The following is a 24,797-nucleotide window of genomic DNA, read 5'->3' on the forward strand; positions in this document are numbered from 1 at the left end:
ATACGAGCAATGGCAGGGCAGCGGCTATGACCCTTGTCCACCGCGTGCCTCTATTTGCCACTGAAACGGCCCTGAAGCCCCATTATCCGAAATCTGCATGTGCAGAAAATGCCTGTGTGCCTTGCAGAAAACGCATTGCGCAACGCTACTGAGAACAACTACCATTTGCATCAGGAGTCGCATTTGCGCATGGAGTTCCCGCGCCGCCCCTTTTCCAATCGGCCGCGCGCCGCCCAGGACCTCATCATGACCACTCCAGCACGACTGTGCGTACCTTTTCGCCCGACGCTACTGGCCCTGTTTTGCTCCTTGTCCCTGACGGCCCATGCCGCAACGCCCGAAACAACCGAGGCCCAGGGAAAACCGCTGGTGCTGGGCGACGTCAATGTCAACGCCCAGGCCCCGGCACCGTCCGACCTGCCCCCGGTTTACGCCGGTGGTCAGGTCGCCCGCGGCGCTCAACTGGGTATCTTGGGCAACCAGGACATCATGGACGTTCCGTTTACCATGACGTCCTACACCGAAGCGTTGATCCGCGACCAGCAGGCCGAAACCGTCGGCGACGTGCTGCTCAACGATGCCTCGGTGCGTCAGGCTTCCGGTTTTTCCAACCAGGCCCAGACCTTCATGATTCGCGGCCTGCCCCTGAACGGCGATGATATTTCCTTCAACGGCCTGTACGGCATCCTGCCGCGGCAGATCATTTCCACCGATGCCCTGGAGCGCGTGGAAGTGTTCAAGGGGCCGAACGCCTTCATCAACGGTGTCACCCCGACCGGTTCCGGCATCGGTGGCGGCGTCAACCTGCAACCCAAGCGCGCCAATGACGTGCCGCTGCGACGGTTCACCACGGACATCAGCGACGACGGGCGCATCGGCGAACACCTGGACATCGGTCAGCGCTTTGGCGAGGACAACCGCTTCGGCGCTCGCCTGAACCTGTCCCAACGTGAAGGCGACACCGCCATCGACGATGAGAACCAGCGCTCCAAGCTGTTTGCCCTGGGCCTCGACTACCGCGGCGATGCGCTACGCCTGTCCGGCGATTTCGTCTATTCGAAGGAACGCATCAACGGCGGTCGCAGCTCGGTCAACCTTGGCGACGCCACGCACATCCCGGATGCGCCCTCCGCCGACACCAACTACGCGCAGAAGTGGGGCTTCAGCGAGATCGAGGACACCTTCGGCATGCTGCGCGCCGAATACGACCTGAACGACAGCTGGACCGCCTACGCCGCCGGCGGCGCCAAGCACACCCGCGAAGTCGGCAATTACGACTCAACCACCCTGGTGGGCAACGATGGCAGCTCGGTGACCAGCGGTTCATTCATTCCCCACGAAGAAGACAACACCAGCGCCATGGCCGGCCTCAATGGCCGTTTCGCCACGGGTCCGGTGACCCATAAACTGAACTTCGGCCTGGCGGGAATCTGGACTCAACAGCGCAACGCCTTCGATTTCGACCTGACCCAATACCCGAACAACATCTACCACCCGATTGACGTTCCAGCGCCAGCGGGCGGCTTCTCCGGCGGTGACCTGGGCGATCCGGGCATCACCGGCAAAACCTTCATGCGCAGCGCCGCCGTGTCCGACACCCTGGGCTTTATCGATGATCGCCTGCTGGTCACCCTGGGCGTACGCCGCCAACAGCTGGTCGTTCAAGGCTACGACTACAACACGCAAAACCGCACGTCCAACTACGACAAGTCGATCACCACGCCGGTGTACGGCATCGTGTTCAAGCCGTGGGACCACGTGTCGTTCTACGCCAACCGCATCGAGGGCCTGGCCCAGGGGCCGACGGCTCCGACGACCTCCGGCTCCAGGGTCGTGGTCAACGGCAATGAAGTGTTTGCCCCGTCGCGTTCCAAACAGGTTGAAGCCGGGGTCAAGGTCGACATGGGCACCTATGGTGCGACCCTCGGTGTGTACCGCATCGAACAACCGGCTGACGGCTACACCCAAGTCATCGACGACACCACCGCCGTGTTCATTCATGACGGTGAACAGATCAACAAGGGCGTGGAACTCAATGTCTTCGGCGAACCCATCGACGGCCTGCGCCTGCTCAGCGGCGTGACCGTGATGGACACCGAACTGAAGAACACCCAGGACGGCCTCAACGATGGCAACCGGGCCATCGGCGTGCCGAGCTTCCAGTTCAATGCCAGTGTCGACTGGGACGTGCCGGGCCTGCCGGGCGCAGCCCTGAACGGACGCATGTTGCGCACCGGCGGCCAATACGCCGACGCGGCGAACAACCTCAGCCTGCCGGCCTGGAACCGCTTCGATGCCGGCGCCCGCTACGCGTTCAGGGTCCAGGAAAAAGACGTGACCGTACGCCTGGGCGTGGAAAACGTCGCCAACAAGAGCTACTGGGAATCGGCCCAGGGGGGTTACCTGACCCAGGGCGAACCGCGTACCGCGAAGTTGTCGGGCACCATCGACTTCTGATTGAGGGCTGCCCTGCCCTGCCCTGCCCTGTACCTGTACCTGTACCTGTACCTGTACCTGTGGGAGCGAGCTTGCTCGCGATGGACGTTAACGATAACGCGTACTTTCAGGATCAACGCGGCGCTCTTTCGTCCATCGCGAGCAAGCTCGCTCCTACAGGGGACCGAGTGCCCGTATCTGTACCTGTAGGAGCGAGCCTGCTCGCGATGGACGTTAACGATAACGCGTGCTTTCAGGATTAACGCGGCGCTCTTTCGTTCATCGCGAGCAGGCTCGCTCCTACAGGGGACCGAGTCGTCCATACTTGTTCTACCCAGCGAGGAGGATGAGTTCATGCACAGAAGCGATGTGTTGATCATCGGCGCCGGCCCGACCGGGCTGGTCCTGGCGTTGTGGCTGAGCAAACTGGGCGTGCGCGTGCGGATTGTCGACAAGGCCTCGGCCCCTGGCACCACGTCCCGGGCGCTGGCTGTCCAGGCGCGGACGCTGGAACTGTATCGACAACTCGGGCTGGCCGACGCGGTTGTGCAATACGGCCATCGGGTGGCGGCCGCCAACTTCTGGGTCAAGGGTGAACCCGTGACGCACCTGCCACTGACCCAGGTCGGCGAGGGACTGACGCCCTACGCGTTCCTGGAAATTTTCCCGCAGGACGAGCACGAACGGCTGCTGATCGAGCGCCTGCAAGCCTTCGGCATCTCGGTGGAACGCAACACCGAACTGGCAAGCTTCGAGCAAACCGCCGACGGCATCACCGCCACGCTGCATCTGCCTGACGGCCAGCAGGAAATCTGTCAGGCCTGTTTCCTCGCCGGGTGCGACGGCGCCCGGTCGATTGTGCGCAAGACCCTGGATACCGGGTTTCCCGGCGGTACTTACCAGCAGATTTTCTACGTCGCCGACGTACAGGGCAGCGGCCCGACATTCAACGGTGAACTGCACGTGGACCTCGACGAGGCGGACTTCCTTGCCGTATTCCCGCTGGCGGGCAGTGGCCGCGCACGCTTGATCGGCACCGTACGCGACGAGCGCGCCGACCACGCCGAGACCCTGTGCTTCGAAGACGTCAGCAGCCGGGCCATCGAGCACATGAAGGTGCAGATCGAGCAACTGAACTGGTTCTCGACCTACCGCGTCCATCACCGGGTGGCGGATCACTTTCGCAATGGTCGGGCGTTTTTGCTCGGCGATGCGGCCCACGTGCACAGCCCGGCGGGCGGCCAGGGCATGAATACCGGGATTGGCGATGCCATCAACCTGGCCTGGAAACTGGCGGCCGTGCTGAGCGGCGCTGCCGAGGCCAGGCTGCTCGACACCTATGAAACCGAGCGCATCGCCTTTGCCCGCAAACTGGTGGCGACCACTGACCGGGTCTTCACCTTCGTTACCGCCGACGGGCCGATGGCCGATTTGCTACGTACGCGCCTGGCACCGTTCCTGATCCCGAAAATCACCTCGTTCGAAACCTCCCGCCAATTCCTGTTTCGCACGGTGTCGCAGATCACCCTGAATTATCGGGGCATGCCATTGAGCACAGGCGTTGCCGGGCACGTGCATGGCGGTGATCGCCTGCCCTGGGCCCATGACGGTGAGGGGGACAACTTTGAATCGCTCAAATGCATCACCTGGCAGGTGCATGTCTACGGCGACACCAGCGACGAGATGATCGCCTGGTGCCACGAGCACCATCTGCCGTTGCATGTGTTCGACTGGCGACCGGCGTTCGAAGCGGCGGGCCTGGGGCGCAACGGCTTTTATCTGTTGCGGCCCGATACCTATGTAGCGATTGCCGAGACGTGCGCGGACCCGAAAGTGATCGAACGGTACTTCCGTGACCACGGGATCCGCTCGTTTTTTGGCACGCCCTGAGAACACCACATCCCCCTGTGGGAGCGGGCTTGCCCGCGATGGCGGCGGCACATCCAGCATCTATATGTCTGACATACCGCTATCGCGGGCAAGCCCGCTCCCACAGGGTTATGCGTTATTTTTCAGATCCCCGCCAACGCCAGGTCCATCGCAAAATACGTAAAGATCAGGTCTGCCCCGGCACGCTTGATCGCCCCCAGGCTCTCGCGCACCACGCGGTCTTCATCAATGGCCCCGGCCTGGGCGGCAAACTTGATCATTGCGTATTCACCGCTCACCTGATACGCCGACAGCGGCAGGCGCGAGGTTTCGCGGATGTCGCGGATGATGTCCAGGTAGGCACCGGCCGGCTTGACCATCAGCGCATCGGCGCCTTCCTGTTCGTCGAGCAGCGACTCGCGCACCGCTTCGCGGCGGTTCATCGGGTTCATCTGATAGCTTTTGCGGTCGCCCTTGAGCGCACTGCCGCCCGCCTCGCGGAACGGACCATAGAGCGCCGAGGCGAATTTGGTCGAATAGGCCATGATCGCCGTTTGGGTAAACCCGGCTTCATCGAGGGCCCGGCGGATCGCCTGGACCTGCCCGTCCATGGCCGCCGACGGGGCGATCACATCGGCACCGGCTCGGGCCGCCGCGACGGCTTGCCGGCCGAGGTTGATCAGGGTCTGGTCGTTGTCGACTTCATGGTTGTGCAGCACGCCGCAATGGCCGTGGTCGGTGTACTCGCAAAAACAGGTGTCGGACATCACGATCATTTCCGGCACCGCGTCCTTGGCGATGCGCGACATGCGCGAGACCAGGCCGTCGTCGCGCCAGGTGTCGCTGCCGCTGCTGTCCAGATGATGGGACACTCCGAAGGTCATCACCGACTTGATCCCGGCACGGGCGTAGCGCTCGATCTCGCCGGCCAGCTTCGACTCGGGAATGCGCATCACGCCGGGCATGCTTTTGATCGGCACAAAGTCGTCGATTTCTTCTTCGACGAAAATCGGCAGTACCAGGTCGTTGAGGCTGAACTCGGTCTCCTGGAACAGGCTGCGCAGGCTCGCATTGCGGCGCAGACGGCGTGGGCGTGCTTCGGGGAATTGGCTGGACATGGGGATTCCTGGATATCAGAGGACAGAATGTGGGAGCGGGCTTGCTCGCGAAGGCGGAGTGTCAGACAGCATTGATATTGACTGACCCACCGCTTTCGCGGGCAAGTCGGACCGCCGCACCGCCGCTCCCACAGGTTATGCGGTGTATCAGCTGGCGACCGGGCTTGGAATCTGCAACCCGCGCACCACCGCCGGCCGCGTCAGGAAGCGCTCCAGCACCCGTGTGACGTTGGGGAAGTTCTGAATGCCCACCAGATCGCCGGCTTCATAGAAACCAATCAGGTTGCGCACCCACGGGAAGGTGGCGATGTCGGCGATGGTGTAGCGCTCGCCCATGATCCAGTCGCGCCCTTGGAGCCTGCCGTCGAGCACCTTGAGCAGGCGTTTGCTCTCTTCGACATAGCGATCACGGGGACGCTTGTCTTCGTAGTCCTTGCCGGCGAATTTGTTGAAGAACCCGAGCTGGCCGAACATCGGGCCAATGCCGCCCATCTGGAACATCAGCCATTGAATCGTTTCGTAGCGCGCGGCCGATTCCTGGGCCAGCAGTTGCCCGCTCTTGTCGGCCAGGTAGATCAGAATCGCTCCCGACTCGAACAGCGCCAGCGGCTTGTCGTCCGGACCGTGGGGGTCGAGGATCGCCGGGATTTTGTTGTTGGGGTTCAACGACAGGAATTCCGGGGACATCTGGTCATTGGTGTCGAAGCCTACCCGGTGAGGTTCATACGGCAGGCCGATCTCCTCGAGCATGATCGAAACCTTGACGCCATTGGGGGTTGGCAAGGAGTACAGCTGAATCCACTCCGGATATTGGGCAGGCCATTTGCGGGTGATGGGGAAGGCGGACAAATCGGTCATGGGCAGGATCCACGAAGACAGTGAGAGTGACGATCATAATGGAGATATCGGCTCAGCGATCCCCTTGAGCCATCAATCTCGCTGATAGAGGAGATCAAAAGAGATCACGACGGTTTCCCCACCATCAGGTGTAGCCTGTCCATAAATCCGCAACATCCTGTCGATAACCTTCACTGCAATCCGCTAAAGGTTACCGGTACATTGCTGCGCTCTTGGCCGGAATCGAACCAAACGGGTTCAGGGGACTCTGAGCACCACCCCTTTGAAAACGGACCGGCTTCAACGACATGGAACACACCCGACGCTGGAAAGTCGTGGTGTAAAGGTTTGTCAGCCTTAACCGAATTGCGCTGAAGAACCTTTTATTCATGAATCTGTTCAATTTTACCAAACGCTTTAAACATCGCGCCTACCTGCTGTTGCCCGTCTTGCTGGCGGTCAGCGCGGTGTTCCTGTTGCTGGAATCCGGCCTGAGTCGTGCCCAACCGATGGACGGCACCCAGACGCTGGTGTTCCTGCGCCACGGCGAAAAACCCGACGGCGGCCTCGGCCAGCTCAATTGCCAGGGGCTGAACCGCGCCATCGACCTGTCCACGCTGCTGCCGGAAAAGTTCGGCAAGGCTGACTACGTGTTTGCGGCGAACCCGACCCGTAACGTCGAGGAAGGCGAGTTCGACAACTCCTACAGCTACATCCGTCCCCTGATGACCATCAGCCCCAGCGCCATCAAGCTGGGCCTGCCGGTAAACATCAATTTCTCCGCCAATGACACCGGCGACCTGGCCGATGAACTGCTTCACGACAAGTATCACAACTCGGTCATCTACACCGCCTGGTCGCACGGCTACCTGCCGGAGCTGATCAACAAGGTAGCCGGCGACGCCACCGGCAAGAAAACGACCATCACCGATGACTGGGAATCCAGCGACTACGACTCGCTGTATGTGCTCACCCTGACCTGGCACAACGGCAAGGCCAGTTTGCAGAGCCATGTGTACAAGCAAGGCCTGGATAATGGTGCTGAAACCTGCCCGACCTGAGGCATGCGTTGTCTGAGCTGGCCCCTTCGCGAGCAGGCTCGCTCCCACATTGGATTTGCAGTGTGATCACTAAGGCATGAGCACCACTGAACCCTGTGGGAGCGAGCTTGCTCGCGATGGGGCCAGTAAAACCGACATCACTTTCGTTGATTCACCCGCTCGCGCAAATACTCGAGAACCGCCCCCCGCTCCCCGGCGAACTCGATCCGCGCACCTTTCTTCTCCCGCTGGAACGCGTACATCGGATCGTAATACTCGCTCAGCAACCCTTCGATCCAGCCCCGGTGCAGATCCACCGCGCCACTGCGGGCCTGCTCCACCAACGCCTCTTCCATCAAAACCAGCATGCGCCGATGACGTTCGCCACCCAGGCGCTTCTGCACATTGTTCAGGCTCGCCAGCAACCGTTCGGAAAACAGTGCGAAGCCGTCTTCGCCATGCACGTCGATGAATTCGGCGCACAAATCCACCACGTAATCGCGCAGGATCCGCTCGACCCGACCTTCCAGGCTGTCTTCCAGCCAGACCATCGGGAACTGCTGCATGCCCTGGTACAGCGGCAACGGCAACGCACAACTGCCCACTGCACGACTTTCGTCTTCCAGTACGAACTGCTCGATACCCCGGGCGCGTTTTTTCAGCACATCCACGGCCAGGCGGTTTTCGAAGTCGATGTTCGAAGGCTGGCCGGTGGCGCGCTTGCCGAAACTGGAGCCGCGGTGGTTGGCATGACCTTCAAGGTCCACGCTGTTGCCCAGTTGCGTGAGCACCTCGGTTTTGCCGGTACCGGTCATCCCGCCCAGCAGGACGAAATCGCACTGGGCAACCGCTTGATCGAGGGTGTCCAGCAGGAAGGTACGCATGGCCTTGTAGCCACCGCCCACCCGTGGATAGTCGATGCCGGCCTCGTCCTTGAGCCATTGCTGGACAATCTGCGAGCGCAAGCCGCCGCGAAAGCAATACAACAGGCCATCCGGATGCGCCCGGGCAAAATCGGCCCAGGCCTGGATGCGTTCGGCCTTCACCGCGCCCGATACCAGTTGATGCCCGAGCACGATGGCCGCCTGCTGGCCGTGCTGCTTGTAGCAGGTGCCGACCCGCTGGCGTTCATGGTCATTCATCAACGGCAGGTTGATCACACCGGGAAATGAACCCTTGTTGAATTCGACCGGTGCGCGCGCGTCCATCATGGGCCGGTCGTTGAGGAAGATGTCGCGGTAATCGGTGCAGTCGACGAACATCAAAACACCTCGACTGCGTTGCTCTGTCGCTCGACCAGTTCACCGATCGGTTCCAGGCTCAGGCCCAGTTCGGCGGCCACGGCAAGAAACTCCTCGTTGCCTTGCGGCGTTACGGCAATCAGCAGGCCGCCACTGGTCTGCGGGTCGCAGAGCACACGTTTGTGCAGCTCCTGAAGGCGTCCGAGCTTGCTGGCGTAGCTGTCGAAATTGCGCAGCGTACCGCCCGGTACGCAACCCTGTTCGAGGTAATACTCGACCCCCGGCAGACGCGGTACACGGTCATATTCAATGCGCGCCGTGAGCTGGCTGCCGTCGGCCATTTCCACCAGATGCCCGAGCAGGCCGAAACCGGTGACGTCGGTCATCGCGGTCACGCCATCGAGCTTGCCGAAACGGCTGCCGGGCTTGTTCAGGGTGCACATCCAGTCCCGGGCCAGGCCGATGTCGGCATGACGCAACTTGCCCTTTTTCTCGGCCGTCGTAAGGATGCCGATGCCCAGGGGCTTGGTGAGATAGAGCAGGCAACCGGCGGTGGCGGTGTCGTTGCGCTTCATGTGGCGCTTTTCCACCAGGCCGGTGACGGCCAGGCCAAAGATCGGCTCGGGTGCATCGATGGAGTGTCCGCCTGCCAGCGGGATGCCCGCTGCGTCACACACCGAACGCCCACCGCGGATCACTTCCCGGGCGATTTCCGGTGCCAACACGTTCACCGGCCAGCCCAGGATCGCAATCGCCATCAAGGGATCGCCACCCATGGCGTAGATGTCGCTGATGGCGTTGGTGGCGGCAATTCGGCCGAAATCGAAGGGATCGTCGACGATCGGCATGAAAAAGTCGGTGGTCGAGACCACACCGCGTTCTTCATCGATGGCATACACCGCCGCGTCGTCACGCGAGGCGTTGCCGACCCAGAGTTTCGGGTCGAGATTCTGCGCCCCGCTGCCGGCCAGGATCACTTCCAGCACCTGGGGGGAAATTTTGCAACCGCATCCGGCGCCGTGACTGTATTGGGTCAGGCGAATCGGCTCGCTCATAGGGTCACCTCTTGGAGTCTAGGTAACTAATCCTACAGCAAACGAGCCTTTTTCTTTGCAGGAGATGCGGTGGTGGATACCGGCCCCCCTGTGGGAGCGGGCTTGCTCCGGGCGGCGTTCCGACGAAGGCGTCGGCACTATCAACATCCATGTGACAGGAATACCGCCTTCGCGAGCAAGCCCGCTCCCACAGGAGGTTGGGTTATGGCAGCAGGATCACTTTGTCGCCGCTGCCCTGATTCACTTCGTCATAACGCTTGAGTCCTTCGGCCAATGGCGACTCGAACAAGCCCTGTGGCAACGGCAACAGGTCCTGGTCGAAGAACTTGCCGAACTGGTCAAGCATCGCCGCACAGGCCTGCACCCCGTACAGCAACGAATTGATCCCCACAACCGAGCCACCCTTGCGATACAACGCCAGGGCCGGCAGTTGCACGTGACCGTCCACGGGCGCTGCGATGATCGCAATACGGCCGAACGCGGCCAGGGCCGGCACCGAGGCCGGCAGCCAGAATCCGGTGGTGTCGAAAATCACCTCGGCACCGCCGGCATAGACCGCGTTGACCTGGGCGGCGAGATCCTCGGGTTTATCCAGTTGCAGGGTTTGATAGCCCTGGTCCTGCAAGTCCTTGACCTGCTCCGGACGCCGCGCGGCCGCCAGTACCCGGGCTCCGCGTACCTTGGCCAAGGCCAGCGCGGCACTGCCGACCGCCCCGCCACCGATGACCAGCAACCGGGTTTGGGCGGTGACCAGGCTGCGTTCCAGCGCATCCCACGCCGTGGTGTACGGCACACCGAGGCTGGCAGCCTGGGCAAAGCTCAGGTGCGTGGGTTTGAGCGCCACGCCATTGGCCGGCAGCTTGACGAACTGGGCATGGGAACCGTCGGCGAAAAAGCCCAGTTCGCGGCCCGTGCCCCAGACTTCCTGACCGATCAGCGCCTGCGGGCCGGCCACGACCACCCCGGCAAAATCCCGACCGGGAATCCGCGGCAAGGTGGTGTAGGGAAAACGTCCCAGCACGTTCTTCACATCGCTGGGGTTGAGACCTGCGGCCTTGATCTCGACCAGCACTTCATCGGCGCCGGGAACAGGCGTAGGCACCTCCACGTAGCGCAGGGCCGAGAGATCACCGGTTTTATCGAATTGCAGCGCTTTCATGGGCGTATCCATCGAGTCGAAAAGGGTTCAGGAGATCCAGCCAGCCACCAGCTCACGCCCCATCGGCCAGAGCTTTTCGCCGGCGAGCATGCCGAGCAGGCCCACCAGCGCGATGGCCGGGGGCGCGGGGGAACGAAAATCCAGGGCGCCGTAGAGTAGACCGACACCCAGACCAATCGTCACTGACAGGAGGTAGTTCATGGCAGATTCCGCAGCAATTGAGGTATGCGCCGAGTCTAGAGGGCGACGCCTTCGAGCATCGGCCAAGTGCTTCTGAATGTCGGCCAAAGCCTGGCGTCGGCGAATTCAGCCCTGGCGTTGCGCCACAGGAAATTGCGAAGGGGCAACCCCCAGTTCACGCCGGAACATGTCACTGAAGCTGCTCGGCGAATAGCCCAGCTCCCGGGCAATCGTGCTGACCGCAACGCCCTGGATCAACCCGGCCACCGCCGTCGCCAGTTGCACCTGGCGCCGCCACTCGGCGAAGCCCATTCCCAGACCGTCCTTGAACAGCCGCGCCAGGGTCCGCACGCTGGCACCGGCGGTATCGGCATGGTGTTCGAAAGGAATATCCAGTGAAGGCGAGGCCATGACCGCCTGACACACATTCATCAATCGCCGGTCGGAATCGTCCGGCAGCGGGATTTTCAGCAGCGAGCGCCTGGCCCGCTTGAGTTCCAGCAGCGCCAGGCCCACCAGCGCGTCGTAATACTCGGGCGCTCCGTCGCTCCCCTGCTCCACCAGCCCGACGATCAGCTCGCGCAGCAAACCGCCGACTTCGATGACTTGCACAGTGTCATCCAGGGTCGCTGCCAGGGACGGTCGCAGGTAGATATTGCGCATTTGCAGGTCAGACACCACGCGAATCCCGTGGGGCACGCCCGGCGGTAGCCACACCGCCCGCTGCGGCGGCACCACCAGCGCCTCATGCGGCGTCTCGACCCACATCACCCCGCTCATCGCATACAGCAACTGGCCCCAGACGTGCTCATGAGGCTCGATGTACAACCCGCGCGGATAGGTGCGAGCCAGCGGTTGCACCGGCACATCGGTGTCACTCAGGTCAGGCGGTGCGGCAAGGGCCATGGTCTATGTTCATTGGGGTTCGGGAAGATTCCATGGTAACGGGGCGCCGAACTTGTCGCCAGCAACCACCGGCATCCGACAATCCGAGTGAATTTTCCTGATGGCACGCGATCCTTTTATGTACAACAGGGAGGAATCGGGGCTTTATGAACAGTGCAAAATTATTCGTCATCGAGTACACACTCCATGGCACTCCGAAATCATTCATTATCCGACTGGAAAAAATGGATAACGCAGAAGCCTGGCATTGGGCGAGCTGTGACGCGGGGGTGGGGCGAATTCCCCGGTTTGGGCGCGAGAAAGTGCAAAAGACCAGCAAGCCGATGGCTGAAAAGTTCGGCGTGGAAAACGTCAAGTGGCGGCCGGCGAACTGATCACTGGCAACCGTCAGGTCCGGGGGAACCGATATGAGTGCGACATCCGTCTACAGCCCTGCACAGCTGGACTACGGCCTGGACACGCAGTCCGGCCGCATCACCAAAAGCGCGGAATGCCGGATCGGACTGGAAGCGGTCGAAAATGACCCGTTCTGCTTCGCCGTACGCGTCCCGGCGCCACTGCCGGAAGATCTGGAGCAAGCCAGGACCCTGGTACTGCGGGTCGAAGGGCGGCGCTTGCAGGGCACCGTTCGCCACAGCGAACGCCTGGAGGATGACAGCCTCAGACTGGAAGTGGAGCCGGACTAGGCTCCACTTTTCATAGCTTGTCGCGAATGCCGTCAGCCATGGGAGCACTTGCAGCCTTTATGAGCGCACTCCTCGCCGTGCTCATGGTGTTTGGCGCAGGCTTCACAGCAGTAATGCTTGCCGTGACGGGCAATCGGATGTTCACCGAGTTTGCAGGAACATTTCGGACAATCGCAGATACTTTCACGGTCAATCATGGGTCTGACTCCTCTTGTGTGGTCGCCAGTGCTCAGATGCACACCGTAAGTGTAGGAGCTGCCGCAGGCTGCGATCTTTTGTGGCAAGGGAACTTGCTCGCCACAAAAGCTTTGATCAGATACGGAACTGCCCGACCAGGCTGCCCAGGCGCTGACCGAGCTCGGCCAGGCTGCGCGAAGTTTGCGCGCCCAGCTGGGTTTCGCCGGCGACGTTGTCCACCGCCACGGCAATCTGATGCACGCTGCGGTTGATCTCTTCGGCCACGGCGGTCTGTTCTTCAGCGGCGCTGGCGATCTGCGCGTTCATCGAATTGATGGTCGCGATCAACTGGGCCATGGTGTCCAGCGAAGCCCCCGCCTCGTTGGCCTGGGCCGAGGTACCGTCGCCCGCCTCGCTGGAGCGACGCATCGCCTCCACCGCCGACTGGGTGCCGGCCTGCAGGCGGTCGATCATGCCCTGGATTTCCTGGGTGCTGATTTGCGTGCGGCTGGCCAGCGCTCGCACTTCATCGGCCACCACCGCAAAACCGCGCCCGGCCTCGCCGGCACGGGCGGCTTCGATGGCCGCGTTGAGCGCCAGCAGGTTGGTCTGATCGGCAATCGAGCGGATCACCCCCAGCACGCTGACAATCGATGACACGTCTTTTTGCAGGCTGTCGAGGGACACACCGCTGCTGCGGATGTCGTCCACCAGCGCATGGATCTTCTCGATGCTGCCAGCCACCACCCGCTTGGCCGCCTGGCCTTCTTCATCCGTCTGTTGGGCTGCCACCGCGGCGTTCTGCGCGCTCTTGGCCACTTCCTGGGCCGCCGCCGACATTTCGTTGATCGCCGTGGCCACCTGATCGGTCTCATGGCGCTGACGCTCCATGGCCTGATCCGAACGATTGGCCTGGTCGGACACCTGATTCACCAGCCCGGTCAGTTGCGTGGTCATTTCGCTGATCTGGCGTACCAGCCCGTGGATCTTGTCGACGAACCGGTTGAACGAGCCGGCCAGTTCGCCCAGTTCGTCCTGGCTGGTGATGGTCAGGCGGCGGGTCAGATCGCCCTCGCCCGCTGCGATGTCGTCGAGGTTGGCTTTCATCAAATGCAGCGGACGCAGAATGGTATTGGCCAGCAACATCCCGGCTGCCGCGATCACCAGCAACACCACGACCGCCACGCCGACGATGCTCAGCACCATGCCTTGCATGCGCTCCTGGACCTTGGCTTCGACCACCGCCACTTGTGCTTCGATGCCGTCGAGATTGACCGAGGTGCCGACCGCCATGTCCCACTTGGGCAGGTATTCGGTGTAGCCGAGCTTGGGCACCAGCACCTGGGTGTTGCCGGGCAATGGCGAGCTGTACTGCAGGTAGTGCGTACCGTCCTTGGCGACTTTCACCAGGTCGCGGTTGACGTAGACACCGTTCGGGTCGCGATTGTCCTTGAAGCTCTGGCCTACGCCTTCGGGGCTATTGGCCTTGAACAGGCGCACGGTGTTGGAGTCGTAGCCGAAGAAGTAGCCGTCCTTGCCATAGGTGATGCTCGACAGCAGCTTGATCACCTGGGCCCGCGCCGCCTCGTCGCCGGGGGTGGCCGCGTCATAAAGCGGCTTGATCGTGGTCATGGCCACGGCCACGTAGCTTTGCAGGGTCGCCTTGGCATCGCTGAGCAGGCGTTCGCGGGTCTGCTCGACTTCCTTGCGGGCCTGCTCCTGAAGAATGAACAGCGTGGTCAGGCTGATGACCAGCGCAAACAGCAGCACCGGGAGGACGGCAAGGGACAGGACTTTGGCCTTGAGGCTCATGCGCATGACGTTCACTCTTTTGTTTTTGTTGGCGTGGTTAAAAGCTTTAACGGCATGCCAGGTCAAAAGTTGAACGCGGTCATCAGGTCCGCAGAAGATCCCTGTGGGAGCGAGCTTGCTCGCGATAGCGGTCTGTCAGGCAACTTGATGCTGAATGTGCCGCCGTCATCGCGAGCAAGCTCGCTCCCACAGGGTAAGTGGTGTTTTACAACACCATCGCCGCCACCCAGCCAAACGCCAGCAGCGGCAGGTTGTAGTGCAGGAAGGTCGGGACCACGGTGTCCCAGATGTGATGGTGCTGGCCGTCGATGTTCAGGCCGGAGGTCGGGCCGAGGGTCGAGTCCGAGGCCGGTGAACCGGCATCGCCCAAGGCACCGGCCGTGCCGACGATGCACACGATCGCCAGCGGGCTGAAGCCCAGTTGCACGCACAGCGGCACGAAGATCGCCGCCAGGATCGGCACGGTGGAGAACGACGAGCCGATGCCCATGGTCACCAGCAACCCCACCAGCAACATCAGCAAGGCGCCAATGCCTTTGCTGTGATCGATGTACGACGCCGACGACTCGACCAGCGTCTGCACTTGACCGGTGGCCTTCATCACTTCGGCAAAGCCCGAGGCGGCGATCATGATGAAACCGATCATCGCCATCATTTTCATGCCTTCGGTGAACAGGTCATCGGTGTCGCGCCATTTGACGATGCCCGACACCGAGAAAATCAGGAAGCCGACCAGTGCACCGATAATCATCGAATCGAGCAACAACTGAATGATGAACGCCGCGGCGATGGCCACGCCGGCCACCATCAGGCTCAGCGGGTTGTATTGCACCGCCACTTGCTCGACTTGCTCGATTTTCGCCAGGTCGTAGACCCGCTTCTTGCGGTAGCTGACAAACGCGATCAGCAGGCCCGCTACCATGCCCAGCGCCGGAATGCCCATGGCGTGGGTCACGTTGATGCCGCTGATGTCCACACCGCTGCGGGCGACGTTGGCCAGCAGGATCTCATTGAGGAAGATATTGCCGAAGCCCACCGGCAAGAACATGTAGGGCGTGATCAGGCCGAAGGTCATGACACAGGCGATCAGTCGACGGTCCAGTTGCAGCTTGGTCAGCACATAAAGAAGCGGCGGCACCAGCAACGGAATGAACGCGATATGGATCGGCAGGATGTTCTGCGAGGCGATGGCCACGACCCAGAGCAGGCCGATCAGCAGCCATTTGACCTGGCCGCCGCCGTTGGCGTGCTGGCGATCGACCATCGCCAGCGCCTTGTCGGCCAGCGCATGGGCCATGCCGGATTTGGCAATCGCCACGGCAAAAGCCCCGAGCAAGGCGTAGGACAACGCCACCGTCGCGCCGCCACCCAGGCCGCTGTTGAAAGCCTTGAGCGTCGCCTCGATGCCCAGGCCACCGGTCAGACCACCTACCAGCGCACCGACGATCAGGGCGATCACCACATGCACGCGGGACAGGCTGAGCACCAGCATGATGCCGACCGCGGCAATGACTGCATTCATTTCGAAACCTCGTGACAAACGGAAAGAGTCCGGCCGGCAGTCTGCGTGAGCCGCCAGCGGATAACAGGAATGGGTTTTATTAGAGGGCGCGCACTTTGCCGGACCGTTGCCGCCTTGTCAAAGCCCACACAAACCCCTGTAGGAGCTGCCGCAGGCTGCGATCTTTTGATCTTGGGCGTCTTTTGCTGATGTTGAAGAGCAAAAGATCGCAGCCTGCGGCAGCTCCTACAGGGGTGATTCGATATTTGGTGGACGGTTTAAAGAAAGCCGAACGACGGCCGCTACAGTGCAAAGTCTCAGATATTTATCGAATAAGGACGCCTCCATGTCGCTCAGACAACTTTCCATTCAATGGAAAATCACCCTGCTGGCCGGGCTGTGCCTGGCGGGCATTGTGACCCTGCTGGTGGGTCTTTCGCTGTACCGCATGGAGCACAGCTCCGAGCTGGTGAAAGCCTCGAGCATGGAGATGCTGACCGAATCGGCCCAGGCCCGGATCGAGTCCCAGGGCGAGAACCAGGCACTGGGGATTCGCCAGCAGTTCATGGACGCCTATCAGTACGGCCACGGTTTCTCCCGGCAGGTGCTGTTTTTGCGCGATCAGGCCGAAAAGCGCTTCCTCGATGCCTTCGACCTGCGCGAAGACCTGACCCGCCAGGTCAAGTCGGCCCTGCAGGCCAATCCGGACCTGCTTGGCCTGTCCCTGGTGTTCGAACCCAACGGGCTGGACGGCAAGGACGAACTGTTCACCGGCCAGGCGGAACTGGGCAGCAACGACAAGGGCCGTTTCGCCCTCTATTGGTCGCAGCCGACGCCGGGCAAGCTGACGTCCATGGCGCTGCCGGAAAAGGACATGGCCGACACCAGCACCGGCCCCAGCGGCGAAGCGGCCAACGCCTGGTTCACCTGCCCGCGCACCACGCTCAAGCCGTGCGTGATCGAACCCTACTTCTATGAGATCGACGGCCAGAACGTGCTGATGACCAGCATCGTTTTCCCGCTGATGGTCAACGGCAAGGTGATCGCCTCGCTGTCGGTGGACATCAACCTCAACAGCCTGCAAGCAGTCAGCCTGGGGGCCAGCAAGAACCTCTACGACGGCCAGACCAGTGTCAGCATCATCAGCCCGGCGGGCCTGCTCGCCGGCTACAGCCCGGACGCCAGAAAACTTAGCCAGCGCCTGGATGCCGTGGACAAAGCCAGCGGTACCGAACTGCTGCGCATGCTGGCCGCCAGCAGCAAAACCGCCAGCTTGCACAGCCATCAGCAATTGAAAGTGCTGGCCCCCTTCCAGCCGATTCCCGGCGGCAAGTCCTGGGGCGTACTGCTCGACGTGCCGGAGAAAGTCCTGGTCGGCCCCGCCGAAACGTTGAAAAAGCAACTGGACGACAGCAACACCGCCGGCACACTGGTCGAGCTCGGCCTGGGCGTGCTCGCCGCGCTGCTGGGCCTGGTGCTGGTGTGGCTGATGGCCCGCAGCGTAACCAAGCCGATTCTCGGCGTGGCGCACATGCTCGAAGACATCGCCAGCGGCGAAGGTGACCTCACCCGCCGTTTGGCCTACGACAAAAAGGATGAGCTGGGCCAGTTGGCCGGCTGGTTCAACCGCTTCCTCGACAAGCTGCAACCGATCATTGCCGAAGTGAAACGCTCGGTGCAGGACGCCCGCAGCACGGCGGACCAGTCGTCCGCCATCGCCACCCAGACCAGCGCCGGCATGGAGCAGCAATACCGCCAGGTGGATCAGGTCGCGACCGCCTCCCACGAGATGAGCGCCACCGCCCAGGACGTCGCCCGCAGCGCCGCGCAAGCGGCACACGCCGCCCGCGATGCCGATCAGGCGACCCGTCAGGGCCTGACCGTGATCGACCGCACCACCGCCAGCATCGACAACCTCGCCGCCGACATGAGCGCGGCCATGGTTCAAGTCGAAGGCCTGGCAGCCAACAGCGAGAAGATCGGCACGGTGCTGGAAGTGATCCGCGCGATTGCCGAACAGACCAACCTGCTGGCCCTCAACGCGGCGATCGAAGCGGCCCGTGCCGGTGAGGCCGGACGCGGTTTTGCCGTGGTCGCCGATGAGGTGCGCAACCTGGCGCGGCGTACCCAGGAGTCTGTGGAGGAAACCCGTCTGGTGATCGAACAACTGCAAAGTGGCACCCAGGACGTGGTGGGTTCGATGAACAACAGCCATCGCCAGGCCCAGGGCAGTGTCGAGCAGGTTGGCCAGGCCGTGACCGCGCTGCGCCAGATCGGCGACGCGGTGACTGTGATCAACGACATGAACATGCAGATCGCCAGCGCTGCCGAAGAGCAAAGCGCGGTGGCCGAGGAGATCAACAACAACGTGGCGACCATTCGCGACGTGACCGAGTCGCTGTCGGGCCAGGCCAATGAGTCGGCACGGGTCAGCCAGTCGCTCAACAGCCTGGCGAACCAGCAGCAGAGTCTGATGGACCAGTTCCGCGTTTAAACCCCGCAAAATCCCCCTGTGGGAGCGAGCTTGCTCGCGATGGCGGAGTGTCAATCAACAAAGATGTTGTCTGACCCACCGCCATCGCGAGCAAGCTCGCTCCCACATTTGTTTCCCACATTTTTTCTGCGCGCTGCTGAATGAAATGATGGCAAGTGGATATCTGCCGCAAGCCGATTATTCTTCATGGAACCTTGCAGCTTTTTCTGGCGTCAACTTGAATGCAAGCCACGTAATCCGATGACTTCAGCCCCAGGGCCTGGGTACGGCAAGTGTTGGTGGGAACTCCGGCCTACAACAAGAGCAAGACGGAGAAGACTCATGGCAGCAATCGACAATGCAACCACGGGCAGCGCGCCCAACCACGGGCTCACCAAGGAGGAACGCAAGGTCATCTTCGCGTCGTCCCTGGGCACCGTGTTCGAATGGTATGACTTCTACCTGTACGGCTCCCTCGCGGCGATTATCGCCAAGCACTTCTTCGCCGGCGTCAACGAAACGACGTCCTTCATCTTCGCCCTGCTCGCCTTCGCCGCCGGCTTCGCCGTCCGGCCGTTCGGCGCCATTGTGTTCGGCCGCTTGGGCGACATGATCGGACGCAAGCACACCTTCCTCATCACCATCGTGATCATGGGTGTCTCGACGGCCGTGGTGGGCTTGCTGCCCGGCTACGCGACCATAGGCGTGGCCGCGCCGATCATCCTGATCAGCCTGCGTTTGCTGCAGGGCCTGGCGCTGGGCGGCGAGTACGGCGGCGCAGCCACCTACGTGGCCGAACATGCCCCCAAGGGCAGGCGCGGCTATTTCACCTCGTGGATTCAGACGACAGCCACCCTTGGCCTGTTTCTTTCACTGCTGGTGATCCTGGCCTGCCGTACCGCGCTGGGCACGGAAGCCTTCGAAGCCTGGGGCTGGCGGATTCCGTTCCTGCTTTCGATCCTGCTGTTGATTATCTCGGTGTACATCCGCCTGCAACTGAGCGAATCACCGGTGTTCTTGAAAATGAAGGCTGAAGGCAAGGCATCCAAGGCACCGCTGACCGAATCCTTCGCCCGCTGGGAAAACCTCAAGATCGTGATCATGGCCCTGCTCGGTGGCACCGCCGGCCAGGCCGTGGTCTGGTACACCGGGCAATTCTATGCGCTGTTCTTCCTGCTGCAGACGCTGAAGATCGACCCGCAGACCGCCAACTTGCTGATTGCCGGCTCGCTGCTGATCGGCACACCGTTCTTCGTCATATTCGGCAGCCTGTCCGACCGCATCGGCCGCAAGGGCATCATCATGGCCGGCTGCATCATCGCGGCACTGACTTACTTCCCGATCTTCCACGCGTTGACCCAATACGGTAACCCCGACGTGTTCGTTGCCCAGGAGAAGAACCCGGTCACGGTCATCGCCAATCCCGACCAGTGCTCGTTCCAGTTCGACCCGGTAGGCAAGGCCAAATTCACCAGCTCCTGCGACTTGGCCAAGACCGTGCTGGCCAAACGGGCTATCCCCTACAAGAACGTCAACGCCGAGCCGGGCGCCATTGCGCAGGTGCGCATCGGTGAGAAAGTGATCGAAAGCTTCGAGGGCACCGGCATGCCGGCCGCCGACTTCAAGGCCAAAAACGATGCCTTTACCGCCAATCTCGCCACCGCCCTCAAGGACGCCGGCTACCCCGAGAAGGCCGACCCGGCCAAGACCAACTACCCGATGGTGCTATTGCTCCTGACGATCCTGGTGATCTACGTGACCATGGTCTACGGGCCGATCGCCGCCTGGCTGGTGGAACTGTTCCCGGCGCGCATCCGCTACACCTCGATGTCGCTGCCCTACCACATCGGCAATGGCTGGTTCGGTGGCTTCCTGCCGACGGTGGCGTTCGCCATGGTGGCAGCCACGGGGGATATCTATTACGGGCTGTGGTATCCGATCGTCATCGCGGTGATGACGGCTGTGCTGGGTATATTCTTCATGCCGGAAACCAAGGATCGGGAGATTCATCACACCTGAAACTTGTCAGCCAATCAGTGAACCCCTGTGGGAGCGGGCTTGCTCGCGAAGGCGGAGTGTCAGCCGATACTGTCATCGACTGATACACCGCCTTCGCGAGCAAGCCCGCTCCCACAATGGATTTCAGTGTTTGGGTAATTCGATGACGACCTTCAACCCACCCCACTCGCTTTCCAGCAACGACAGTGTCCCACCCCAGCTATCGACGATGTCGCGCACGATGCCAAGTCCCAGGCCATGCCCATGGGTTTGTTCATCCAGCCGCGTTCCCCGGCCGAACACCTGATCGCGACGCTCTTGGGGAATGCCCGGGCCGTCATCTTCCACAGTGAGTTCAAACCCGTTCGCCAACTCGGCGACACTCACGCGAACCTCGGCATCCGCCCATTTGCAGGCGTTATCCAGCAGGTTGCCCAACAGTTCCAGCAGGTCTTCACGATCCCAGGGCAATTGCAGGCCGGCCGGAGTGCGGTAGCTCAGCGCCAGGTGTTCGCCATGGATCATGTTCAGGGTTGCCAGCAACCCGGGGAGTTCGGCATCGAAATCAAACAGCGCGCCCGGCAGCGCATCACCGGATAACCGCGCACGATTGAGCTCCCGATTGAGTCGTTGCTCGACCTGCTGCAGTTGTTCCTTGAGGGTCTTGCGCAGTTGCGGGTGCGCCTCAAGCTGCTCGCTCGAGGCCAGGCTCAACAGCACCGCCAGCGGTGTTTTCAACGCGTGGCCGAGGTTGCCCAGGGCATTGCGTGAGCGCTTGAGGCTGTCCTCTGTGTGGGCCAGCAAGTGGTTGATCTGCGCCACCAGTGGCTCCAGCTCCAGCGGTACCTGATCATCGAGTTGCGAGCGCTGGCCCTGTTGCAACTGCGCGATCTGCTCGCGGGCCTGTTCCAGTGGACGCAGGGCGCGGCGCACGGTTATCCGTTGCAGCAACAGAATCAGCAGCAGCCCGGTCAAACCCAGGCCCAACCCGAGCTGTTGCACGCGCCGGAAGCTTTCGCGTATCGGCGTGTAATCCTCGGCGACGCTGATGGAGATCGGTAACCCCAAACGTCGATAGTCCGTACGCAGCACCAGCAACTGTTGCCCCTCCGGCCCCAGTTGCAGATCGTCGTGCAGGCCGGGATGATCGAGCGCCGGCAGTTCCTGATCCCATAACGAACGGGAACGCCAATGACCATCGGTGAAATCGATGCGGAAATAATGCCCGGAAAACGGCCGCTGATAGGCCGGCGACAGACGTCGTTCATCCAGTTGCAAGCCTTGCGGCCCGCGCACCAGCGCCGCCAGCAGGCTCTCGCTGTCATTGCGCAACCCGGCTTCGAGGTAGCGCTGCAAACCCATTTCGAACAGCCACAGGCTGGTTTGCGCCAACACCAGGCCAACGACCACCATCACGCTGATCAGGCCCAGGCTCAAGCGACGCTGAATTGATCTCACCGGGCTTGCCCGCCGAACAGGTAGCCCTGGCCACGACGGGTTTCGATCACGCTTTTGCCGAGCTTGCGGCGCAAATGGTTGACGTGGACCTCCAGCACATTGGAATCGCGCTCGGTTTCACCGTCGTAGAGGTGTTCGGCGAGGTGGCTTTTGGAGAGGATCTGCTCGGGGTGCAGCATGAAATATCGCAACAGGCGAAACTCCGCGGCGGTCAGCTGAATGTCCGCACCGTCGCGGACAACGCACTGGCGACCCTCGTCCAGGTGCAGCCCGGCGGCCTGGAGCGTCGGCTGGTTGACCTGGCCATGGGAGCGGCGCAGCAATGCCTGGATGCGCAGAAACAGCTCTTCGGGATGAAAGGGTTTGGTCAGGTAATCGTCGGCGCCGGCCTTGAGGCCTTCGATGCGTTCGGCCCAGGAATCCCGGGCCGTGAGGATCAGCACCGGTGTGGCCAGCCCCGCCGCGCGCCATTGCGCCAGCACCTCAAGCCCCGGCACGCCCGGCAAGCCAAGGTCGAGGATGATCAGGTCGTAAGGTTCAGTACTGCCCTGATGCACCGCGTCGCGACCGTCGGCCAGCCAGTCCACCGCATAACCCTGGCGGTTGAGACCGGCCAGCAGTTCGTCGGCCAGGGGCACATGGTCTTCCACCAGCAGCAAACGCATGGATCAGTCTTCCTTGTCTTTCAATAATCGGCCGTCAGTCGCATCGATGTGCAGCTCACGGACCACGCCTTCGGGCGTCAGCAATTCAACATCATAAAGGTAGATGTCGTGCTTCTCTTCGAGTTCGGCTTCCAGCAGTTTTGCACCGGGGTAGCGATCCATCGCTTGCTGCAACAGCTGCTCCAGCGGCAGGATCACGCCCTGTTGACGCAGGCGCAGGGCTTCATCCTGATCCAGGTCGCGCGCCATCACTGCCGAGCAAAATGCCAGAAGCAGCAGCGCCATTCGGCGTGCGAAACATCGATTGAGTAGAAACACCTTCATTACGAATCCTGATGATCCTTGAGTCACTGCCAGCTGACCGGGTCTAATGCGAGTGGTGTGAGCTTCTCGAAAGCCGCAATGGTACCAGCGTTGCGTCGGGGGGCCAGGCGAGCCACCTTAACCCCCTGAACTTAATTGAAACTGAATTGCCATCATTGGCCACACCGCCCCCCCTGTAGGAGCGAGCCTGCTCGCGATGGACCTTGGAACGCCGCGGGGTGTCCGGTTACCAGCGTAATCGTTGACGACCATCACGAGCAGGCTCGCTCCTACAGGGGATGTGGTGTTTATAATTCCCCGCTTGCCAACATTCGAGACCGGTATGACGGCCATCCACATCAAGTTTCCTTCCCTGACCCTCAAGGCCGGTCCGCGAGCTTTTGCGCGCATCCGTGAAAGCGGCTTGAACGCCGCCGAGGTCGGCACCCTGCCCGGTGCGGCGGGCGGTCCGAAGGCGCTGGGGATTCAAGGGCTGGACCTGGCGCTGTTCGGCGAGTGGCTGCCGGCGGCACCGCGGGAGCGCTCGCTGATTGGTGCATCGGTGGGTTCCTGGCGCTTCGCCAGCGCCTGCCTGCCGGATGCTGCCGAGGGCATCCGGCGTCTCGGGCAGCTGTACACCGAGCAAAACTTTGCCAAGGGCGTGACCATGGCGCAAATCAGCCAGAGCTCACGGCGCATGCTCGATGACCTGCTCGACGGTCGTGACGCCTCGATCCTCGGCAACAGCGCCTACCGCCTGAACATCATGGTGGTCAAAAGCCACGGCCTGCTCGCCGACGATCATCGCGGCCGCCTGGGGCTGGGCCTGTCCTCGGTCATCGCCGACAACCTGCGCGGCCGGGCGCGGCTGGCCCGGCACTTCGAACGCCTGATCATCCACGACCCGCGCCTGGCGCCGCCGGTCGACGCCTTGAACGACTTCCCGTCGCGCTTCGTCGCCCTCGATGCCGGCAATTTGCGCCAGGCCCTGCTGGCTTCCGGCTCGATCCCGATGGTCATGGAAGGCGTGCGCGACCTACCGGGCGCTGGCGCCGGCACCTTCCGCGACGGCGGTCTGCTGGACTATCACCTGGACCTGCCCTACAGCGGCAATGACATCGTGCTCTACCCGCATTTCACCGACCGGGTGATTCCCGGCTGGTTCGACAAGACCCTGCCGTGGCGCCGCGCCTGCCCGGCCCGCTTGCAAAACGTGCTGCTGCTGGCACCGTCGAAGGAATACCTGGCACGCCTGCCCTACGGCAAACTGCCGGACCGTAACGACTTCAAGCGCTTCATGGGCGACGCCCCGAGCCGGCAGAAATACTGGCGCACCACCATGGAAGAAAGCCGCCGCATGGGCGACGAATTCCTCGAACTGGCCGCCAACGGTCGCCTCGGCGAGCGCTTGCTGACCCTTTAGTCAGGACAAACTGGTAAACTCGCCGCCTGCCCGAATCGCTGCGGCGAACGCCACCTGAACAGAGCTGAAAACACTGTGGAAATCTTCAAGGAATTTACTTTCGAATCCGCCCACCGCCTGCCCCACGTACCGGACGGCCACAAGTGCGGGCGCCTGCACGGTCACTCGTTCAAAGTGGCGATTCACCTGAGCGGCGATCTTGATCCGCACACCGGCTGGATCCGCGACTTCTCCGAGATCAAGGCGATCTTCAAGCCGCTGTACGAGCGTCTGGACCACAACTACCTGAACGATATTCCTGGCCTGGAAAACCCGACCAGCGAAGTGCTGGCCAAGTTTATCTGGAATGAGATGAAGCCGTTGCTGCCGGAACTCAGTGCGATTCGTATCCATGAGACTTGTACGAGTGGGTGTATTTATCGCGGGGAGTGATGTTGGATTGAAAAAACCACCGGCAATC

At 61.9% G+C, this 24,797-nt stretch carries 21 protein-coding genes and 3 pseudogenes; 10 read left to right on the plus strand and 14 right to left on the minus strand.

Annotated elements, in window-relative coordinates; translation table 11 throughout:
- Positions 1-246: 246 nt before the first annotated feature.
- Entirely contained in the window at positions 247-2,457 is a 2,211-nt protein-coding gene (locus KW841_RS19685) for a TonB-dependent siderophore receptor (RefSeq protein WP_218479248.1), read from the plus strand.
- Between the two features lie 333 nt (positions 2,458-2,790).
- On the plus strand, positions 2,791-4,326 hold the full coding sequence (locus KW841_RS19690) for an FAD-dependent oxidoreductase (protein ID WP_218479251.1): 1,536 nt from the start codon (positions 2,791-2,793) through the stop codon (positions 4,324-4,326).
- Between the two features lie 122 nt (positions 4,327-4,448).
- Here KW841_RS19690 and hemB read toward each other — a convergent pair whose 3' ends face one another.
- Together hemB and KW841_RS19700 are read right to left on the minus strand one after the other, a co-directional pair.
- Complete coding sequence (gene hemB, locus KW841_RS19695; RefSeq protein ID WP_218479254.1) at positions 4,449-5,423, minus strand: porphobilinogen synthase; 975 nt, start codon at positions 5,421-5,423, stop codon at positions 4,449-4,451.
- 147 nt (positions 5,424-5,570) lie between these two features.
- Complete coding sequence (locus tag KW841_RS19700) at positions 5,571-6,281, minus strand: glutathione S-transferase family protein (protein WP_218479256.1); 711 nt, start codon at positions 6,279-6,281, stop codon at positions 5,571-5,573.
- Positions 6,282-6,649: 368 nt separating this feature from the next.
- On the opposite strand from KW841_RS19700, the gene KW841_RS19705 reads away from it, so the two are divergent.
- Positions 6,650-7,321 (plus strand): histidine phosphatase family protein, encoded by a 672-nt coding sequence (locus KW841_RS19705; protein ID WP_218479258.1) that lies wholly within the window; start codon positions 6,650-6,652, stop codon positions 7,319-7,321.
- Positions 7,322-7,458: 137 nt separating this feature from the next.
- Here KW841_RS19705 and mnmH read toward each other — a convergent pair whose 3' ends face one another.
- From mnmH to KW841_RS19730, 5 genes are all read right to left on the minus strand, one after another.
- Positions 7,459-8,562, minus strand: coding sequence for a tRNA 2-selenouridine(34) synthase MnmH (gene mnmH / locus KW841_RS19710; RefSeq protein ID WP_218479260.1), 1,104 nt, complete (start codon positions 8,560-8,562; stop codon positions 7,459-7,461).
- Positions 8,562-9,596, minus strand: a complete 1,035-nt coding sequence (gene selD / locus KW841_RS19715) for a selenide, water dikinase SelD (protein WP_218479262.1) — start codon at positions 9,594-9,596, stop codon at positions 8,562-8,564. The genes mnmH and selD overlap by 1 nt, the downstream gene beginning before the upstream one ends.
- A gap of 202 nt (positions 9,597-9,798) precedes the next feature.
- Positions 9,799-10,755 (minus strand): zinc-binding alcohol dehydrogenase family protein, encoded by a 957-nt coding sequence (locus KW841_RS19720; protein WP_218479264.1) that lies wholly within the window; start codon positions 10,753-10,755, stop codon positions 9,799-9,801.
- Between the two features lie 27 nt (positions 10,756-10,782).
- Positions 10,783-10,956 carry a DUF1427 family protein gene (locus KW841_RS19725; RefSeq protein WP_218479267.1) on the minus strand — a complete coding sequence of 58 codons (174 nt, stop codon included), beginning with the start codon at positions 10,954-10,956 and terminating at the stop codon, positions 10,783-10,785.
- Between the two features lie 105 nt (positions 10,957-11,061).
- A complete protein-coding gene (locus tag KW841_RS19730; protein ID WP_218479269.1) occupies positions 11,062-11,841 on the minus strand; it encodes a helix-turn-helix domain-containing protein in 780 nt (259 codons plus the stop codon).
- A 146-nt stretch (positions 11,842-11,987) separates the two neighbouring features.
- On the opposite strand from KW841_RS19730, the gene KW841_RS19735 reads away from it, so the two are divergent.
- Both KW841_RS19735 and KW841_RS19740 read left to right on the plus strand, forming a co-directional pair.
- A complete protein-coding gene (locus KW841_RS19735; RefSeq protein ID WP_007971981.1) occupies positions 11,988-12,215 on the plus strand; it encodes a DUF6555 family protein in 228 nt (75 codons plus the stop codon).
- Between the two features lie 33 nt (positions 12,216-12,248).
- A complete protein-coding gene (locus KW841_RS19740) occupies positions 12,249-12,527 on the plus strand; it encodes a hypothetical protein (RefSeq protein WP_218479271.1) in 279 nt (92 codons plus the stop codon).
- Positions 12,528-12,559: 32 nt separating this feature from the next.
- On the opposite strand, the gene KW841_RS19745 is transcribed toward KW841_RS19740, so the two are convergent.
- The 4 genes and pseudogenes from KW841_RS19745 to KW841_RS19755 form a co-directional block, all read right to left on the minus strand.
- A complete protein-coding gene (locus tag KW841_RS19745; protein WP_015094211.1) occupies positions 12,560-12,724 on the minus strand; it encodes a metallothionein in 165 nt (54 codons plus the stop codon).
- A gap of 115 nt (positions 12,725-12,839) precedes the next feature.
- The gene (locus tag KW841_RS30105; protein ID WP_371319525.1) at positions 12,840-13,661 is read right to left on the minus strand and encodes a methyl-accepting chemotaxis protein; all 822 of its coding nucleotides are present in this window, start codon (positions 13,659-13,661) and stop codon (positions 12,840-12,842) included.
- A 36-nt stretch (positions 13,662-13,697) separates the two neighbouring features.
- Positions 13,698-14,522, minus strand: a pseudogene (locus tag KW841_RS30110) (cache domain-containing protein); the annotation flags it as partial.
- A gap of 199 nt (positions 14,523-14,721) precedes the next feature.
- Positions 14,722-16,038 (minus strand): Na+/H+ antiporter family protein, encoded by a 1,317-nt coding sequence (locus KW841_RS19755; protein ID WP_218479274.1) that lies wholly within the window; start codon positions 16,036-16,038, stop codon positions 14,722-14,724.
- A gap of 544 nt (positions 16,039-16,582) precedes the next feature.
- Here KW841_RS19755 and KW841_RS30115 point away from each other — a divergent pair.
- The 3 genes and pseudogenes from KW841_RS30115 to KW841_RS19765 all read left to right on the plus strand — a co-directional run.
- A pseudogene (locus KW841_RS30115) lies at positions 16,583-17,653 on the plus strand (HAMP domain-containing protein); the annotation flags it as partial.
- A 264-nt stretch (positions 17,654-17,917) separates the two neighbouring features.
- A pseudogene (locus tag KW841_RS30120) lies at positions 17,918-18,511 on the plus strand (methyl-accepting chemotaxis protein); the annotation flags it as partial.
- 321 nt (positions 18,512-18,832) lie between these two features.
- Positions 18,833-20,509 carry an MFS transporter gene (locus KW841_RS19765; protein ID WP_218479277.1) on the plus strand — a complete coding sequence of 559 codons (1,677 nt, stop codon included), beginning with the start codon at positions 18,833-18,835 and terminating at the stop codon, positions 20,507-20,509.
- Between the two features lie 123 nt (positions 20,510-20,632).
- On the opposite strand, the gene KW841_RS19770 is transcribed toward KW841_RS19765, so the two are convergent.
- Genes KW841_RS19770 through KW841_RS19780 form a run of 3 tightly spaced genes read right to left on the minus strand, consistent with a single transcriptional unit; the run spans position 20,633 to position 22,935 of the window.
- Complete coding sequence (locus KW841_RS19770; protein WP_218479279.1) at positions 20,633-21,946, minus strand: sensor histidine kinase; 1,314 nt, start codon at positions 21,944-21,946, stop codon at positions 20,633-20,635.
- Positions 21,943-22,611 carry a response regulator transcription factor gene (locus tag KW841_RS19775; RefSeq protein ID WP_218479281.1) on the minus strand — a complete coding sequence of 223 codons (669 nt, stop codon included), beginning with the start codon at positions 22,609-22,611 and terminating at the stop codon, positions 21,943-21,945. Before KW841_RS19775 ends, KW841_RS19770 begins: the two co-directional genes overlap by 4 nt.
- Before the next feature lie 3 nt (positions 22,612-22,614).
- Entirely contained in the window at positions 22,615-22,935 is a 321-nt protein-coding gene (locus KW841_RS19780; protein ID WP_104447942.1) for a PepSY domain-containing protein, read from the minus strand.
- Between the two features lie 322 nt (positions 22,936-23,257).
- Between KW841_RS19780 and KW841_RS19785 the strand changes: the two genes are divergently transcribed.
- Positions 23,258-24,337 (plus strand): patatin-like phospholipase family protein, encoded by a 1,080-nt coding sequence (locus KW841_RS19785; protein ID WP_217835835.1) that lies wholly within the window; start codon positions 23,258-23,260, stop codon positions 24,335-24,337.
- Positions 24,338-24,412: 75 nt separating this feature from the next.
- A complete protein-coding gene (gene queD, locus KW841_RS19790) occupies positions 24,413-24,769 on the plus strand; it encodes a 6-carboxytetrahydropterin synthase QueD (protein WP_003223505.1) in 357 nt (118 codons plus the stop codon).
- The last annotated feature ends 28 nt before the right edge of the window (positions 24,770-24,797 follow it).

Source organism: Pseudomonas sp. PDM28 (assembly GCF_019219115.1).
Classification (GTDB): Bacteria; Pseudomonadota; Gammaproteobacteria; order Pseudomonadales; family Pseudomonadaceae; genus Aquipseudomonas; species Aquipseudomonas laurylsulfatiphila.